Genomic DNA, 13,751 nt, shown 5'->3' with positions numbered 1-13,751 from the left:
TTTAACCTTGGCTACACGTGATCAGAAAATGTTAACACCAAAAGGGGGATCAGCACCTGTACGAATAGGTATGCCCCGAGCACTACAGCGATATTCAGAGGATCAACCAAAATGACCGCGGCCGCGAACATCATCCCCGTCAAGAGGAGTTTCTGTAACTCTGTTCCATATATCCGGGCGAGTATCTTACTCGATTCTTGTGCGCGGTAGTGCACAAAAATCCTACTCGCTGAGAAGGCGTTCGCAAACGTGGCGATTAAGCTACCTGTCAATGCTGACCAAGCATGGACTTTTCCAAACAGAAATAGTACCAGCGCCAGCAACAGAGAGAACCCCATCTGTATCAGGATGATCCTGCGTATCTGGCTATTATCGCCGATAGTCCGCACTCCAGACCCCGGCCCTCTCCAGCCACATCGCAAAGTGGCGTGGACTATAGGGGCTTCAGAATATACTGTCAAATATCATGAAATATCATGATAAATCTATTTAATATGCGCCAGGATACCTTCCAGCTCGTCCAGGCTATTGTAGGCAATGACCAGCTTGCCCTTGCCTTTGGCACTCTGCTTGATATCAACCTTCGCACCCAATCGCTCGGTCAGATCATTCAGCAGGCGCTTCACATCCGGGTCCTGCTCAGCAGCGATCGGCTTGGCAGGTTTTTCTCCCTGCTCCTGCATCTTGCGCACCAGCCGCTCAGTCTCTCTCACGGTAAGCCCGCGGGAGACCACCAGCTGGCCGGCCTCGCTCTGCTGTTCACCCTTTAATCCTAACAGCGCTCGCGCATGGCCCATCTCGATCCGACCCGATTCAACCAGAGCTTTTACGTCCTCTTTAAGGTCCAGCAGGCGCAACAGGTTGGTGACAGTGGTGCGGGATTTGCCCACCGCCTTAGCCACCTCCTGGTGGGTCAGATCGAACTCCAGCAGTAGCCGGCTCAGGGCATTTGCCTCCTCTAGCGGATTGAGGTCTTCACGCTGGATATTCTCGATCAGGCCGATCGCCATCGCCGCCTGTTCGGTGACCTCTTTGATCACCACCGGGATCTCATCCAGCCCAGCCTGCTGTGAGGCGCGCCAGCGGCGCTCGCCCGCGATCAACTCATAGCGCCCACTCTCCACCGGACGCACCACCACCGGCTGAATCACCCCCTGGGCAGCGATAGAATCGGCTAGTTCACGCAGACTGTCGGGATCAAACTCCCGGCGTGGCTGGTAACGGCCCCGCTGGATCAGATCGAGCGGCAGTCGCTGCAGGTTCTCGATAACGCTGGTTGAGTCCGCGGAAGCTGTCGAGTCACTGTCTCCAAGCGGAGTCATGCCGCCGAGAAGTGCGTCGAGCCCTCTGCCTAGGCCGCGTTTTTTTGTCACCATCGATCTATCCGTTTCGGGGAAGGTTATGCACTTACCGCCACATGGTGGCGCCCCAGCAGCTCGGCAGCCAGCGCTAGATAGGCCCTCGCGCCGCGGGAGGCGCTATCATAACGCAAAACCGGCTTACCATGACTCGGCGCTTCGGCCACCCGCACGTTGCGCGGGATGATGGTCTCGAAAACGCTTGAGCTGAAATGACCTGTAAGCTGGTTTGATACATCCACCGCAAGATTGTTGCGCGGATCGTGCATAGTGCGCACTATCCCTTCGATACGTAGATCGTGGTTGAGATGCTCCTGAATCTGGTTCACCGTGCCCATCAGCGCCGACAAACCTTCCAATGCATAGTATTCAGTCTGGATCGGGATCAGTACCCCGTCGGCTGCCACCAACGCATTCACCGTGAGCATATTCAGCGAGGGCGGGCAGTCGATGATGATGAAATCGTAATTCTCCTGGGTACTGGATAACGCCAACCGTAGCCGTTTTTCTCTGAGCGTGGCGCTCATCAGGCCAACCTCTGCTGCAGTCAAATCCCCATTCGCGGGCAACACATCAAAGCCCGAATCGGGAGCCGCCAGCACCGCTTCATTTAGCTTGGCGTCCCCCAGCAACACATCACAGCTCGATTTCTTCAGCTGATGTTTATCTATCCCACAACCCATGCTGGCATTGCCCTGGGGATCCAGGTCGATCAGCAACACCCGCTTGTTATAGCTGGCCAGGCCTGCCGCGAGATTGACCGCAGTGGTCGTCTTGCCAACGCCACCCTTTTGGTTTGCGATGGTGATTACATGGCCCATTTTGGTTGCTCACTCGATGGAAAGGGATTGAACGACAAGGCGGCTAATGATAACGGCAGGGGAGCGAATGTGGTACCTGCCACCAGCAGTCAATCGGGAAAAACTGCCGATTCTCTCGAAAATATCGCCACAAACACCTATCCAGAACAGTTTTTCATCTATAAAACATCCCAAAACGAAATAGATTCTCAAAGCGTTAAGCCTTCAACTATACCAGTCGATATGGCGGTGCATGCCACTTTACTGAGGATCCAGCTGCGATGAGAAAGCCCGCCTGTAGGTCCATGTTGATCACTGTTCTGCTGCTGCTCACCGGCCCTGGCATACTGTTGGCCGGTGTGCCGACAGCTCAGATATTCAACTCACCGACATCTGAGCAGGTGATGTTGCTGCGGATATCGAGCCTGTTGCACTCAGACTCAAATCAACCAACAGGCGCTTCAAGCCCATTCCTCTCCATGACTCAGACAACGCCCGCTAACTTTAGCCTGGACCAGACAGAGTCCAATCCCGCGGTTCGTGGCTTTCTGCTCTTTTCGCTGATCTCAACCATAATCTTGCTGCTCTACCGGCGCTGGCATCAATTCAGCCGAGACGAGAACTCCACTGCCACTCACTCCACACTGCGTGGCAAGCGCTCCTCCTGAGCAACTGGGCCGGGATAATCCCGATTTAACTCACTCGAACCGTATCCGCACGATCGATCCCGCCTCTGTGGAGATCGTCTGTGGTAGCCGGATCAGCTCAGGCTCGATACCAGCTGGCAGCGTCGCCAGCTCCTGTTGCAGATTCTTCCCCTTCATCGCCAACAGGCTGCTTCCCGACTGCACTAGATGTTCAATCAGCTTGAGCATATTGGCGAGACCAGTGAAGGCGCGGGAGATCAACAGATCAAACGGTTCGACCGGTTGATAGGCCTCGAGCCTGGCCTGAACCGGTTCCACATTCTGCAGCCCTAACTCCATCATCGCCTGGCGCACAAAACGAATCTTTTTGCCGTTGCTATCCAGCAGCACGAACTGGGTCTGGGGCAGGCAAATCGCCAGCGGGATGCCCGGCAAACCCGCACCTGTGCCCATATCCAGCACCCGTTTGCCCTCTACATAGGGGAGCAACGAGAGGCTGTCGAGCAGATGTCTGTCGATCATCTCCAGCGGATCCCGAACCGCGGTGAGGTTAAATGCCTGATTCCACTTATGCAGCAAGGCATGATAGTGAAGTAACTGATCACTTACATGTTGATCCTGTTGCATGCCGAGTGCTGCAATCCCTTGCGCCAGCTGCTGGGCATAGCGTTGTTCGCGCTTTTTCCAAGGCATCAGGCGGATCTCCGCTTCAGATGGATTAGTAGCAGCGAGAGCGCCGCCGGGGTGATGCCGGGTATGCGCCCTGCCTGGCCGAGGGTCTCGGGGCGATGGCGCTGGAACTTCTCTCTCACCTCGGCGGAGAGGCCACGCACCTTATCGTAGTCAAAATCGTCTGGCAGCTGCACCGCCTCGTTGTTGCGTTGGCGCTCGATCTCATCCCGCTGGCGCTCGATATAGCCGGCATATTTGGCCTGGATCTCCAGCTGTTCACAGACCTGTGGATCCGCCACTGCAGGGCCCAGACCAGACAAATCCATCAGATCAGCATAGCGCACCTCTGGCCGTGCTAGCAGATCAAGCAGGCGGACCTCCCTCAACAATCGCTGCCCCAGCGCCCGCTCCTCCTGCTGCGGATCGAGCCGGTTTGGGTGCAGCCACAGCTCACGTAGACGTTGCTGCTCCCGTTCCAGCAACTCCCTTTTGCGGCAGAAAATGGCCCAGCGGCGATCGTCGATCAGGCCCAGCTTTCGCCCCTGCTCGGTGAGACGCAGGTCCGCGTTGTCCTCGCGCAGCGACAGACGATACTCGGCGCGGCTGGTGAACATGCGGTAGGGCTCACTGGTACCGCGGGTGATCAGATCATCCACCAGTACCCCCAGATAAGCCTCATCCCTGCGTGGGCACCAGGCCTCCTGTTGTCTGAAAGAGAGCACCGCATTCGCCCCGGCCAGCAGCCCTTGGGCGGCGGCCTCTTCGTAACCGGTGGTGCCGTTGATCTGACCGGCGAAAAAGAGCCCGGCCATATGGTTGGTCTCGAGCGAGCTCTTTAGCTCCCGCGGGTCGAAAAAATCATACTCGATAGCATAGCCGGGCCGGGTGATGTGGGCCTTGGCGAACCCCTTCATTGAGCGCACCAGTTGTAGCTGCACGTCGAACGGTAGACTGGTGGAGATGCCATTGGGGTAGACCTCGTGGGTATCAAGCCCTTCAGGTTCGATGAAGATCTGGTGCGAATCCTTGTCGGCAAAGCGCACCACTTTGTCTTCGATCGATGGGCAGTAGCGCGGGCCGGTCCCTTCGATCACTCCGGTGAAGAGCGGCGAACGTGACATACCGCCACGGATCAGCTCATGGGTCTGTGCGTTGGTGTGAGCAATGTGGCAGCTGATCTGAGGAGGGTGTTGGTCTGCGGTGCCAAGAAATGAGAAGACAGGAGTTGGATCGTCGCCTGGCTGCTCCTTTAGCTGGCTGTAATCGATAGTACGACCGTCGATGCGCGGCGGCGTGCCGGTCTTGAGACGCTCCACTGTGAAGGGCTGTTCACGCAGTCGCTGGGCGAGGGCATTGGCAGGCGGATCGCCTGCGCGCCCGCCCTGGTGATTGGAAAGACCAATGTGAATGCGGCCGCTAAGGAAGGTGCCGACGGTCAGCACCACCGCGCGACTACGAAACTTGAGCCCCATCTGGGTGGTTACACCGACTACCCGGTTCTGCTCCACCAACAGATCATCCACTGCCTGCTGAAATAGCTGCAGATTGGGCTGGTTCTCCAACATATGACGGATTGCCGCCTTATAACGCAACCGATCCGCTTGGGCGCGGGTCGCGCGCACCGCCGGCCCTTTGCGTGAGTTGAGAATGCGAAACTGGATACCACCCAGATCGGTGGCATGGGCCATCACGCCCCCCAAGGCATCGACCTCCTTCACCAGATGCCCCTTGCCGATGCCGCCGATAGCCGGATTGCAACTCATCTGTCCCAGGGTCTCGATATTGTGGGTTAGCAGCAGGGTACGTGCGCCCATACGGGCTGCAGCCAGTGCGGCTTCGGTACCGGCATGACCGCCACCCACTACAATGACATCAAAGGTCTCGGTGAAGAACATTTTGCATGATCAGAGTCTGAAAAGAGAGGGCTATTTTAGCAGTCTCACCAAGTACTACAGCAATACAGAGGAGAGCTGAGGGGAGTGGCTTCCGATAGGCAGGTGAGATTCTGCTCGGTAAGCATGATGGGATCTGCCTTGAACTCTGTCGTTTGCGCTCTAAAGGCCATTTGCTGATCGAAGATATCTCAAGCTGAGGTAAAACGCCTTGGTAGATCAGTTCGCCATGTACTACCAGTAGATTTAGCGCGCCAGGGAAATTCTTGGTGTTACACCCCATAAGTTCGAACAAGCGTAATTATAAAAGGTATTTGTATAGGCATTATTGTTGTTATAAGGCAGAGCAACTATTGTGGATAACTAATTAACTTGTTGTTGCATATTGGTTTTTTCACCTAAATCTCTTACGACAACAAGTTATCATCACTAGGGTGTTTCGTTTATAAAATGTGAATAACTTTTGTTTAATCTTCCGCCAATAGGATATCCACAGTAACTTGAAGGGGTTCTTAATAGGTTTGCACAGACATCTACGAGTTGTTGAAGACGGTGACTCCCTCAGTCTGGCAGAGGGAATGAGAGAGGCAGGGGTGGGGTCTCACTGTTGGTGGATTGAGCGATGATCCGCTCATGTAGTCAGCTATAGACGTGAAAATATCTGTAGCTTGGCAATGGGGAATGGAGAGAAATGACAGCTGAACTGCAAAGCATCATCGAACATGCAGGTGAGATTCTGCTCGGTAAGCGCGACAGGATCCGCCTCGCGATCTGCTGCCTGCTGGCCCGAGGGCATCTGCTAATCGAGGATATCCCCGGCGTCGGCAAGACCACTCTGGCCCACACCCTGGCCCATCTGCTGGGTATGCACTATCAGCGCATCCAGTTCACTAGTGAACTGTTGCCGGCGGATATCCTTGGGGTCTCTGTATATGATCGCCAGCGAAGTGATTTTGTCTTCCATCCCGGTCCGATCTTCTCCCAGCTGGTGCTGGCTGATGAGATCAATCGCGCTACACCCAAGGCGCAGAGTGCCCTGCTGGAGGCGATGGAGGAACGCCAGGTAACGGTGGAGGGTGAGACCCGTGCTCTGCCGCAGCCATTTTTTGTGATCGCTACTCAGAACCCCTCACACCAGATCGGCACCTTCCCGCTGCCGGAGTCACAGCTCGACCGCTTCACCATGCGCATCGGCATCGGTTATCCCGATCGTGCTGCTGAGCGGCAGCTGCTGAGCGGGACTGATCGGCGTAGCCTGCTGGAGGGAAGCCAGCCTCTGCTGTCGCCCGAACAGCTAGAGGTGTATCAACAGCAAGTTGCATCGATCCATATCTCCGAGGCGCTGCTCGACTACTGCCAGAATCTGCTCGCCTACAGTCGCAGTGCCGAGCCCTTTCGTCAGGGGCTATCGCCCCGGGCTGGCCTTGCGATGCTGCAGACGGCACGGGCCTGGGCGATGCTTGAGGGGAGGAACCATGTGCTGCCGGAAGATCTACAGGCGGTGCTGTCGGCCACCATCGGTCATCGTCTCTTCCTGACCGGTGAGGAGGAGGGAGGTAGTGGCGCTGTCTCGCTGCTGCTCGAGTCGGTGGCAGTGGATTGAGCGATGTTCCACTCGCTTAAAGCCTATTGGCGCGTTCATATCCGCCGTTCGGTCAGACCACAATCTGATGGCTCTTTTCAGGTCGGCCTGCGCAGCATCTACATTCTACCCAGTCGGGAGGGGCTGGTGATGGCGCTGCTGTTGCTGCTGATGTTGATCGGCTCGGTCAACTACGGCAGCAATCTGGGTTATCTGGCGACCTTCTTCCTCGGTGGGATATGGATCATTAGCCTGTTCCATACCTGGCGCAACCTGTTCCAGCTGAAGATTCTCTCCGTCCGTGGCGGGCCGGTCTTTGCCGGCAACATGGTACGCTTTGAGCTGTTGATCCAAAATCCGGATAGCAATCCCCACCCGGCGGTGAGCCTGGGTCTCAAATTGGGGGCACAGCAGGCCGCTACTATCGATGCTGCCAGCGACTACACCTATGCAATTGATCTGCCGGCGCCGAAGCGCGGTCGGCTCAAGCTGCCCGAGCTGACTCTCTCTAGCCTCTATCCACTCGGACTCTTCTATGCCTGGTGTTATCTGTCGCTCGATGCAGGCTGTATCGTCTACCCGAAGCCCGCCGGGCAGGGTGAACCATCCGCTCTGCATCTGCTGAAACGAGAGGGCAGGGGCCCACAGGGGCAGGGGGTTGATGACTTCATCGGACACCGACGCTATCAGCCTGGCGACCCGCCCGCCCGCATCGACTGGAAGGTGCATGCGCGTGATAAGGGGATGCAGAGCAAACGCTTTGCTGGCAGCCAGGGGGGTGGTGACTACCTGTTTGACTGGGATCGGCTTGAGGCGATGGATATCGAGGCACGCCTCAGCCTGCTGACTCGCTATCTTCTATGGTGCGAAAAGCGCCAGCTCAACTACGGTTTGTGCCTGCCCGGCTTTTACTCGCCGATAGGGCGGGGTGAGCAGCAGCTGCAGCGCTGTCTCACCGCACTGGCAGATTTTCCAGGATGATTCGCTCTCAACCCCTGCAGCGGGTGATTGGCTCACGCAGTCTGCTGGCGCTGCTGCTGCTCTCCACACTCAGTGCACTGCCCCATGCACGCCATATGGAGGTGGCTGTCAGCCTCTTTTTTATCGTCATCGTGCTGTGGCGTTTCGCTGCGCACTCCTACGCCAGGCTGCAGCCTGGGCGCTCCCTGCTGTTGATTATCACCATCTTTGGAACCTGGCTGGTCTACAGCAACTATCAAACTCTGCTCGGTCGGGAGGCTGGGGTTGCACTGCTCTGTGTGATGCTTGGCTTGAAGCTGATGGAGATGAAACAGGGCAGGGACATCTATGTGGCAGTCTATATCAGCTTTTTTGTCATCATTACTCAGTTCATCTACGATCAGAGCTTTCTGCTCGCCGCCTACCTGTTTCTGTTGATGTTGGGGCTGATTGCGATCCTGAATCTGAGCAACCGGTTACAGCAGGGTGAGGATATCTGGCAGATTGTCCGTACTACGCTGCGGCTTGCCTTGCAGGCGCTACCGCTGGCGCTGTTTCTATTTCTGCTCTTCCCTCGCGTCAGCACCCCCTTGTGGCAGTTCTTTGTCGATAAATCGGGCGGTGTAACCGGGCTCGATGAGCATGTTAGCCCCGGTAGTGTCAGCCGCCTGAGTCAGTCCCAGGCAATCGCCTTTCGGGCCCACTTCGACGGTCAACTGCCCGCCGCCGAGTCGCGCTACTGGCGGGCGTTGGTGCTCTGGGATAGCGATGGGATCAGCTGGCACAATCAACAGAGCAAGCATCGCCCCCTCGCCAAGGGTGTTATTCAGCCCCTGGCCCCAGCCATCGATTACGAGGTGTTTGTCGAGCCCCACTATCGCAAGTGGCTGTTTGCTCTCGACCTCCCTGCACTCGCCCCCAGCGGTGCACGCCTAACCGAGACATTTCAGCTGGTTGCTGATAAAGCAGTCGATCGAGAGATCAACTATCGCCTTAGCTCCTATCTCGACTACAAAACCTCCCCGTTGAAAGAACATCAGCTCGCACGGGCGCTGCAACAGCCCGACAACATCACTCCGCGCATGTCACAGCTGGTGGCAGACTGGCGAAAGCTGGGTGGGGATGATCGACAGCTAATTGCTGCGGCCCTCGAATTCTTCCACAGCAGGCCCTTTGTCTACACTCTCAATCCACCCCTCTACGGACAAAACCCTACGGATCAGTTTCTGTTTGAGGGACGCCAGGGATTTTGTGAACACTACGCCAGTAGCTTCGCTCTACTGATGCGCATCGCGGGGATACCGAGCCGGCTGGTAATCGGCTATCTCGGTGGGGAGTACAATCCGGTCGGCAACTATCTGATCCTGCGTCAGTCCGACGCCCACGCCTGGGTAGAGGTCTGGCTGGCGGATAGTGGTTGGGTGCGGATCGATCCAACCACAGCGGTTGCTCCGGAGCGTCTCCTCAGCTCTATCTCAACCGCCAGGCGGGGTATTGGCGAACCGGTGTTATTTCGTATCTCTGAACAGAGTCTGCTAGGCCAGTTGGGCAACCGGCTGGTGCTGGCGTTGGACGCGGCTAACATGGGCTGGCGACGCTGGGTGGTGGGCTACAGTCGCGCGCGTCAGTTCAATCTGATGCGTTCTCTGGGCTTTGAGCTCAGGGGCATGCGCCAGTGGATGCAGCTGCTGCTTGCTGTGATGGCAATTGTGTTGGTGATACTTGCGCTGTTCATTATCAGCCGGGGCCGTGCTGGCAGCGACCCTGTGCTGAAAGCTTATCAGCGTTTCTGTAGAAAGCTTCAGCGTGTGGGTATCCATCGACTGCGCCATGAGGGACCGCTCGATCTTGCGAAACGGATTGCCCAACAGCGACCGGAGTTGGCCACCCAGACGATGGAGATAATCCGTCTCTACATCGCTTTGCGCTATCAACCGCATACGCGAGACACTTCAAACGCACGCTTTTTCCAGCAGGTGCGGCGTTTCCATCCAGGCCGCGAGCGCTGATTATTTGCCGATGCAGAAGCTGGAAAAGATCCGACCCAACAGGTCGTCGGCACAAAATTCACCGGTGATCTCGTTCAATGCCTGCTGGGCCTGACGCAGCTCTTCGGCGAGGATCTCTCCAGCGGTAAATTGCTTGAACTGCTGGTTGCCCCGCTCCAAGGCTGTGGCGGCGCGCTGCAGTGCATCCAGGTGACGGCGCCGCGCCATGAACTCACCCTCACTCGATTCGCCAAATCCGACACTCTGCTTCAGATGTTGCCGGAGTAGCTCCATACCGGCACCACTTTTTGCTGAGAGTGCCAGTTCGGTGATTCCATCACTGCTCTTTATCGATGGAGCGAGTTCTGCTAGATCGATTTTGTTGCGTACCAGGGTCAGCGGTACGCCGGCTGGTAGGGTAGCGCGGTCGAGCTCAAGATGTTGAGGGTCGGTCTGATGGTCAAAGATCCAGAGGATCCGGTCAGCCTGCTCGATCTCCTGACGGGCGCGGCGAATGCCTTCGATCTCTACCGGATCTTCACTGTCGCGGATGCCTGCGGTGTCGATGATGTGGAGCGGCAGGCCATCGATCTGGATCTGTTCACGTAGGAGGTCACGGGTGGTACCCGGAATATCGGTGACGATTGCCCGCTCTTCCCCCGACAACTGGTTCAGTAGACTCGATTTACCAGCGTTGGGGCGGCCGGCGATCACCAGGGTCATGCCGTCTCGCAGCAGGCGTCCAGTATTGGCCGACTGGATTAACTGCGCCAGCTGCTCGGTGAGGGTTTTGAGATCGTTTGCAACCCGGCCATCGGAGAGAAAATCGATCTCCTCTTCCGGGAAGTCGATGGCCGATTCGACATAGATGCGTAGTTCGATCAGTTGTTCCACTAAGGTGTGGACACGCTCAGAGAAGACACCCTGCAGGGTGCGGCCTGCCAGCCGTGCGGCCGATACAGTACGTGCTTCGATCAGGTCGGCCACTGCCTCAGCCTGGGCCAGATCGATCTTTCCATTGAGAAAGGCGCGCTCGGTAAACTCACCAGCGCGTGCCGTGCGTATGCCTAGATTGAGGATGCGCTGCAGCAGCAGGTCGAGGATCACCGCACCGCCGTGGGCCTGAAACTCAAGCACATCCTCGCCAGTGAAGGAGTGGGGGGCGGGAAAATAGAGCAGGATGCCGGTATCGATTACCGAGCCATCCTGATCACGGAAGGAACGGTAGCTGGCAAGACGAGGTTGCGGCAGTTTTTCTGCCAGGGTCTCGGCAACCCGTTTGCAGTCTGCTCCTGAGACGCGCACGATGCCGACCCCACCACTACCGGGTGGGGTGGCAACCGCTGCAATGGTGTCTCGCGGTTGCATTATGATGATGCAACCGGACGAGTTAACTTCCGCCCTGTTCGATCTTGCGTGTGATGTACCACTGCTGGGTGATCGAGACAATGTTGTTCACCACCCAGTAGAGCACCAGTCCGGCCGGGAAGAAGGCAAAAAAGATGGTGAAGATGAAAGGCAGGCTCATCATAATTTTCGCCTGCATCGGGTCAGGTGGCGCCGGGTTGAGTTTCTGCTGGATGAACATGGAGACACCCATGATCAGCGGCAGCACGAAGTAGGGGTCTTTGACTGAGAGGTTATCGATCCACAGCATGAAGGGTGCGTGGCGCATCTCGACACTCTCCAGCAGTACCCAGTAGAGGGCGATAAACACAGGGATCTGCACTACGATAGGCAGACAGCCTCCTAGTGGATTGACCTTCTCTGTCTTGTAGAGGTCCATCATTGCCTGGTTGAGGCGCTGCTTGTCATCACCGTAGCGGTCCTTCAGGGCCTGCAATCGCGGCGTCAACTTGCGCATATTCGCCATCGATTTGTAGCTGGTCTCTGAAAGTTTGTAGAAGATCGCCTTGATAAGGATAGTTAGAATAATTATCGCCCAGCCCCAGTTACCCACCACCTGGTGGATCTGCTTCAGCACCCAGTGAATCGGTACGGCGATCACTGTCAACCAACCGTAGTCGACCGTTAGTTCCAAGCCTTTTGCGATGGGCTCCAGCACATCCTGAAGTTTGGGACCGACAAACAGTTTTCTGTCAAATGACCGAGTCTCTCCCGCAGCAACAGTTATGGAAGGCGAATAGCTTCCGAGTAGATAGCGTCCGCCGGGCAAGCTATTACTATAGAAGTGCTCGACTTGTTCCGCCGGTGGGATCCATGCACTAACGAAATAGTGCTGAATCATCGCAGTCCAGCTTTCTGCTGAGTCTAGGTTGAGGCTCTTTTCAGCCATTTCCTCAAAAGTGATCTTGCTGTATTTGTCATCAATCGTGTAATAAACACCGCCAGTATAGCTGTAGGTGGTAAATCTGCTGCCTTCCGTCGGCTCAGTGCGTTGCAGTTGCGAGTAGTCCCTGGCTGTCCAGGACTCCTCTCCACCATTTATCACCTGATGCCTAACATCAATAAGATAGCTTCCACGATGAAAGATAAACTCCTTCTTTACGGTAATGCCGTTCGGACCACTCCAGAGCATGGAAACCTTTAGCTCATCTTCTCCCTCAGTTAACTTGAAGGATTGCTGGTCGATCTTATAAATAGCATCGTGATTCGGCGCGCTTTCAGGGTTAACACCGAGCAGGCCGGACTGGGCTATATAGAAGGTATCCGCTGTGGGCGAGAAGAGTTGAACCTTCACATCGGGTTTTTTGTTGTCTACTGCATAATCGAGTAGCTCTAACCGTTGAATTGTCCCGCCACGTGTTGAGATTTCCGCTTTAACAAGATCAGTCTCTACATAGACAATATCTGCCACTGTTGATCCAGTCTGATCATTGCTCGATATTGTCGCAGATAATTCGGCTTTTACTGATGCAGTGGGAACTCCAGAATCGTCCAAGGTGGCTGGGGGTACCGATTCTGTGGTGCGTGGACTCGATTCTACGGCAGGTTTTGCCCCATAATCATCCATCCAGGCCTGATAGATCATCAATCCCAAAAACGCAGCAATGAAAGACAGGAAAAGTCTTTTGTTATCCATGGAACTTCTTATTAACTGATTCAGGAACGGGATCGACACCACCTTCATGCCAAGGATGGCATCGTGATATCCGCTTAATAGAGAGCCATAAACCGTGCAAGGTGCCATGTTTTTGCACAGCTTCAACGGCGTATGAGGAGCAACTAGGGTAAAAACGACAATGATTGCCGAGAAACGGACTTAAAGCAACTTGGTAGATGCGAATCAGAATGGTGATGATTGACCGCATTTCTCTATTAATACTCGCCAGTGCTTCGAAAGTGACACAAAATAGCGGCGATTCCTTGTCTCTGGTATGAAGCGCTTGTTAAGTACAACGATATCCATACCCGATAAGAGAGCCTGACTCTCCCGAAAACTCTCTCTTATAAGCCGCTTTAGATGGTTTCTGTCAACTGCACGACGACATCTCTTCTTTGAAATCGCTAAGCCAAGCCGTGCATGCCCCAAGCTGTTATTCCTTGCAAGGACGGTAAAATAGACGTCTGCAGATCTTTTGCCACTACTAAAAACCCGGCGAAAATCACCGGGCTTTAGCAGTCTGCAATTGCGTGGCAGCGCCAACAAAACAGTCGACGAAGCTGAATCTGCTTCAAGGGATAAGACGAGCACGTCCCTTGGAGCGACGAGCCTTTATCACTTTACGACCGTTTTGCGTAGCCATCCGCGTACGAAAACCATGGGTACGGACGCGTTTCAGGTTGCTAGGTTGAAATGTACGTTTCATCACACTGTTCCAGCGTTAATTATTTGGGCCTCCACCCACAACGAGCAGAGAAAAAAGAGGCGCAGCCTACATGGCATTGGGC

Annotated in this window: 15 protein-coding genes; 5 read left to right on the top strand and 10 right to left on the bottom strand. The window is 55.6% G+C overall.

Features of this window, described 5'->3' with window-relative positions:
* Nucleotides 1-11: 11 nt before the first annotated feature.
* From Ga0074115_RS17195 to Ga0074115_RS01850, 3 genes are all read right to left on the bottom strand, one after another.
* Nucleotides 12-389 carry an ATP synthase subunit I gene (locus Ga0074115_RS17195; RefSeq protein WP_057955287.1) on the bottom strand — a complete coding sequence of 126 codons (378 nt, stop codon included), beginning with the start codon at nucleotides 387-389 and terminating at the stop codon, nucleotides 12-14.
* 96 nt (nucleotides 390-485) lie between these two features.
* The gene (locus tag Ga0074115_RS01855; protein ID WP_057955288.1) at nucleotides 486-1,376 is read right to left on the bottom strand and encodes a ParB/RepB/Spo0J family partition protein; all 891 of its coding nucleotides are present in this window, start codon (nucleotides 1,374-1,376) and stop codon (nucleotides 486-488) included.
* 23 nt (nucleotides 1,377-1,399) lie between these two features.
* Nucleotides 1,400-2,179 carry a ParA family protein gene (locus Ga0074115_RS01850; protein ID WP_005958833.1) on the bottom strand — a complete coding sequence of 260 codons (780 nt, stop codon included), beginning with the start codon at nucleotides 2,177-2,179 and terminating at the stop codon, nucleotides 1,400-1,402.
* A gap of 27 nt (nucleotides 2,180-2,206) precedes the next feature.
* Between Ga0074115_RS01850 and Ga0074115_RS16105 the strand changes: the two genes are divergently transcribed.
* Both Ga0074115_RS16105 and Ga0074115_RS01845 read left to right on the top strand, forming a co-directional pair.
* Entirely contained in the window at nucleotides 2,207-2,443 is a 237-nt protein-coding gene (locus tag Ga0074115_RS16105; RefSeq protein WP_157292605.1) for a hypothetical protein, read from the top strand.
* 20 nt (nucleotides 2,444-2,463) lie between these two features.
* Complete coding sequence (locus Ga0074115_RS01845) at nucleotides 2,464-2,826, top strand: hypothetical protein (protein WP_057955289.1); 363 nt, start codon at nucleotides 2,464-2,466, stop codon at nucleotides 2,824-2,826.
* A gap of 30 nt (nucleotides 2,827-2,856) precedes the next feature.
* On the opposite strand, the gene rsmG is transcribed toward Ga0074115_RS01845, so the two are convergent.
* Both rsmG and mnmG read right to left on the bottom strand, forming a co-directional pair.
* Entirely contained in the window at nucleotides 2,857-3,498 is a 642-nt protein-coding gene (gene rsmG / locus Ga0074115_RS01840; protein WP_057955290.1) for a 16S rRNA (guanine(527)-N(7))-methyltransferase RsmG, read from the bottom strand.
* The gene (gene mnmG, locus Ga0074115_RS01835) at nucleotides 3,498-5,372 is read right to left on the bottom strand and encodes a tRNA uridine-5-carboxymethylaminomethyl(34) synthesis enzyme MnmG (RefSeq protein WP_057955291.1); all 1,875 of its coding nucleotides are present in this window, start codon (nucleotides 5,370-5,372) and stop codon (nucleotides 3,498-3,500) included. The genes rsmG and mnmG overlap by 1 nt, the downstream gene beginning before the upstream one ends.
* Nucleotides 5,373-6,060: 688 nt before the next feature.
* On the opposite strand from mnmG, the gene Ga0074115_RS01830 reads away from it, so the two are divergent.
* The 3 genes from Ga0074115_RS01830 to Ga0074115_RS01820 are packed head-to-tail and all read left to right on the top strand — an operon-like array spanning nucleotide 6,061 to nucleotide 9,920.
* A complete protein-coding gene (locus tag Ga0074115_RS01830) occupies nucleotides 6,061-6,972 on the top strand; it encodes an AAA family ATPase (protein ID WP_057955292.1) in 912 nt (303 codons plus the stop codon).
* A 3-nt stretch (nucleotides 6,973-6,975) separates the two neighbouring features.
* Nucleotides 6,976-7,932, top strand: coding sequence for a DUF58 domain-containing protein (locus Ga0074115_RS01825; RefSeq protein ID WP_057955293.1), 957 nt, complete (start codon nucleotides 6,976-6,978; stop codon nucleotides 7,930-7,932).
* Nucleotides 7,929-9,920 (top strand): transglutaminase TgpA family protein, encoded by a 1,992-nt coding sequence (locus tag Ga0074115_RS01820; protein ID WP_057955294.1) that lies wholly within the window; start codon nucleotides 7,929-7,931, stop codon nucleotides 9,918-9,920. Before Ga0074115_RS01825 ends, Ga0074115_RS01820 begins: the two co-directional genes overlap by 4 nt.
* Here the strand turns inward: Ga0074115_RS01820 and mnmE are convergent, their stop codons facing one another.
* The 5 genes from mnmE to rpmH are packed head-to-tail and all read right to left on the bottom strand — an operon-like array spanning nucleotide 9,921 to nucleotide 13,669.
* Entirely contained in the window at nucleotides 9,921-11,267 is a 1,347-nt protein-coding gene (mnmE, locus tag Ga0074115_RS01815) for a tRNA uridine-5-carboxymethylaminomethyl(34) synthesis GTPase MnmE (protein ID WP_057955295.1), read from the bottom strand.
* Between the two features lie 22 nt (nucleotides 11,268-11,289).
* Complete coding sequence (gene yidC, locus Ga0074115_RS01810; protein ID WP_057955302.1) at nucleotides 11,290-12,942, bottom strand: membrane protein insertase YidC; 1,653 nt, start codon at nucleotides 12,940-12,942, stop codon at nucleotides 11,290-11,292.
* Complete coding sequence (gene yidD, locus Ga0074115_RS16425) at nucleotides 12,935-13,171, bottom strand: membrane protein insertion efficiency factor YidD (protein ID WP_082626717.1); 237 nt, start codon at nucleotides 13,169-13,171, stop codon at nucleotides 12,935-12,937. Before yidD ends, yidC begins: the two co-directional genes overlap by 8 nt.
* A complete protein-coding gene (gene rnpA, locus Ga0074115_RS15610) occupies nucleotides 13,147-13,554 on the bottom strand; it encodes a ribonuclease P protein component (protein WP_082626718.1) in 408 nt (135 codons plus the stop codon). The genes yidD and rnpA overlap by 25 nt, the downstream gene beginning before the upstream one ends.
* Nucleotides 13,535-13,669: a 50S ribosomal protein L34 gene (gene rpmH, locus Ga0074115_RS15605; protein WP_081417680.1), complete on the bottom strand. Its 135-nt coding sequence runs from the start codon at nucleotides 13,667-13,669 to the stop codon at nucleotides 13,535-13,537. Before rpmH ends, rnpA begins: the two co-directional genes overlap by 20 nt.
* Nucleotides 13,670-13,751: the final 82 nt, after the last annotated feature.

Origin of the sequence: endosymbiont of Ridgeia piscesae, assembly GCF_001443665.1 — a bacterium.
In the GTDB taxonomy this organism is placed as follows: Bacteria; Pseudomonadota; Gammaproteobacteria; order Chromatiales; family Chromatiaceae; genus Endoriftia; species Endoriftia persephonae.
The sequence above is the reverse complement of the archived record's forward strand: the minus strand, read 5'-3'. Positions and strand labels throughout refer to the sequence as shown.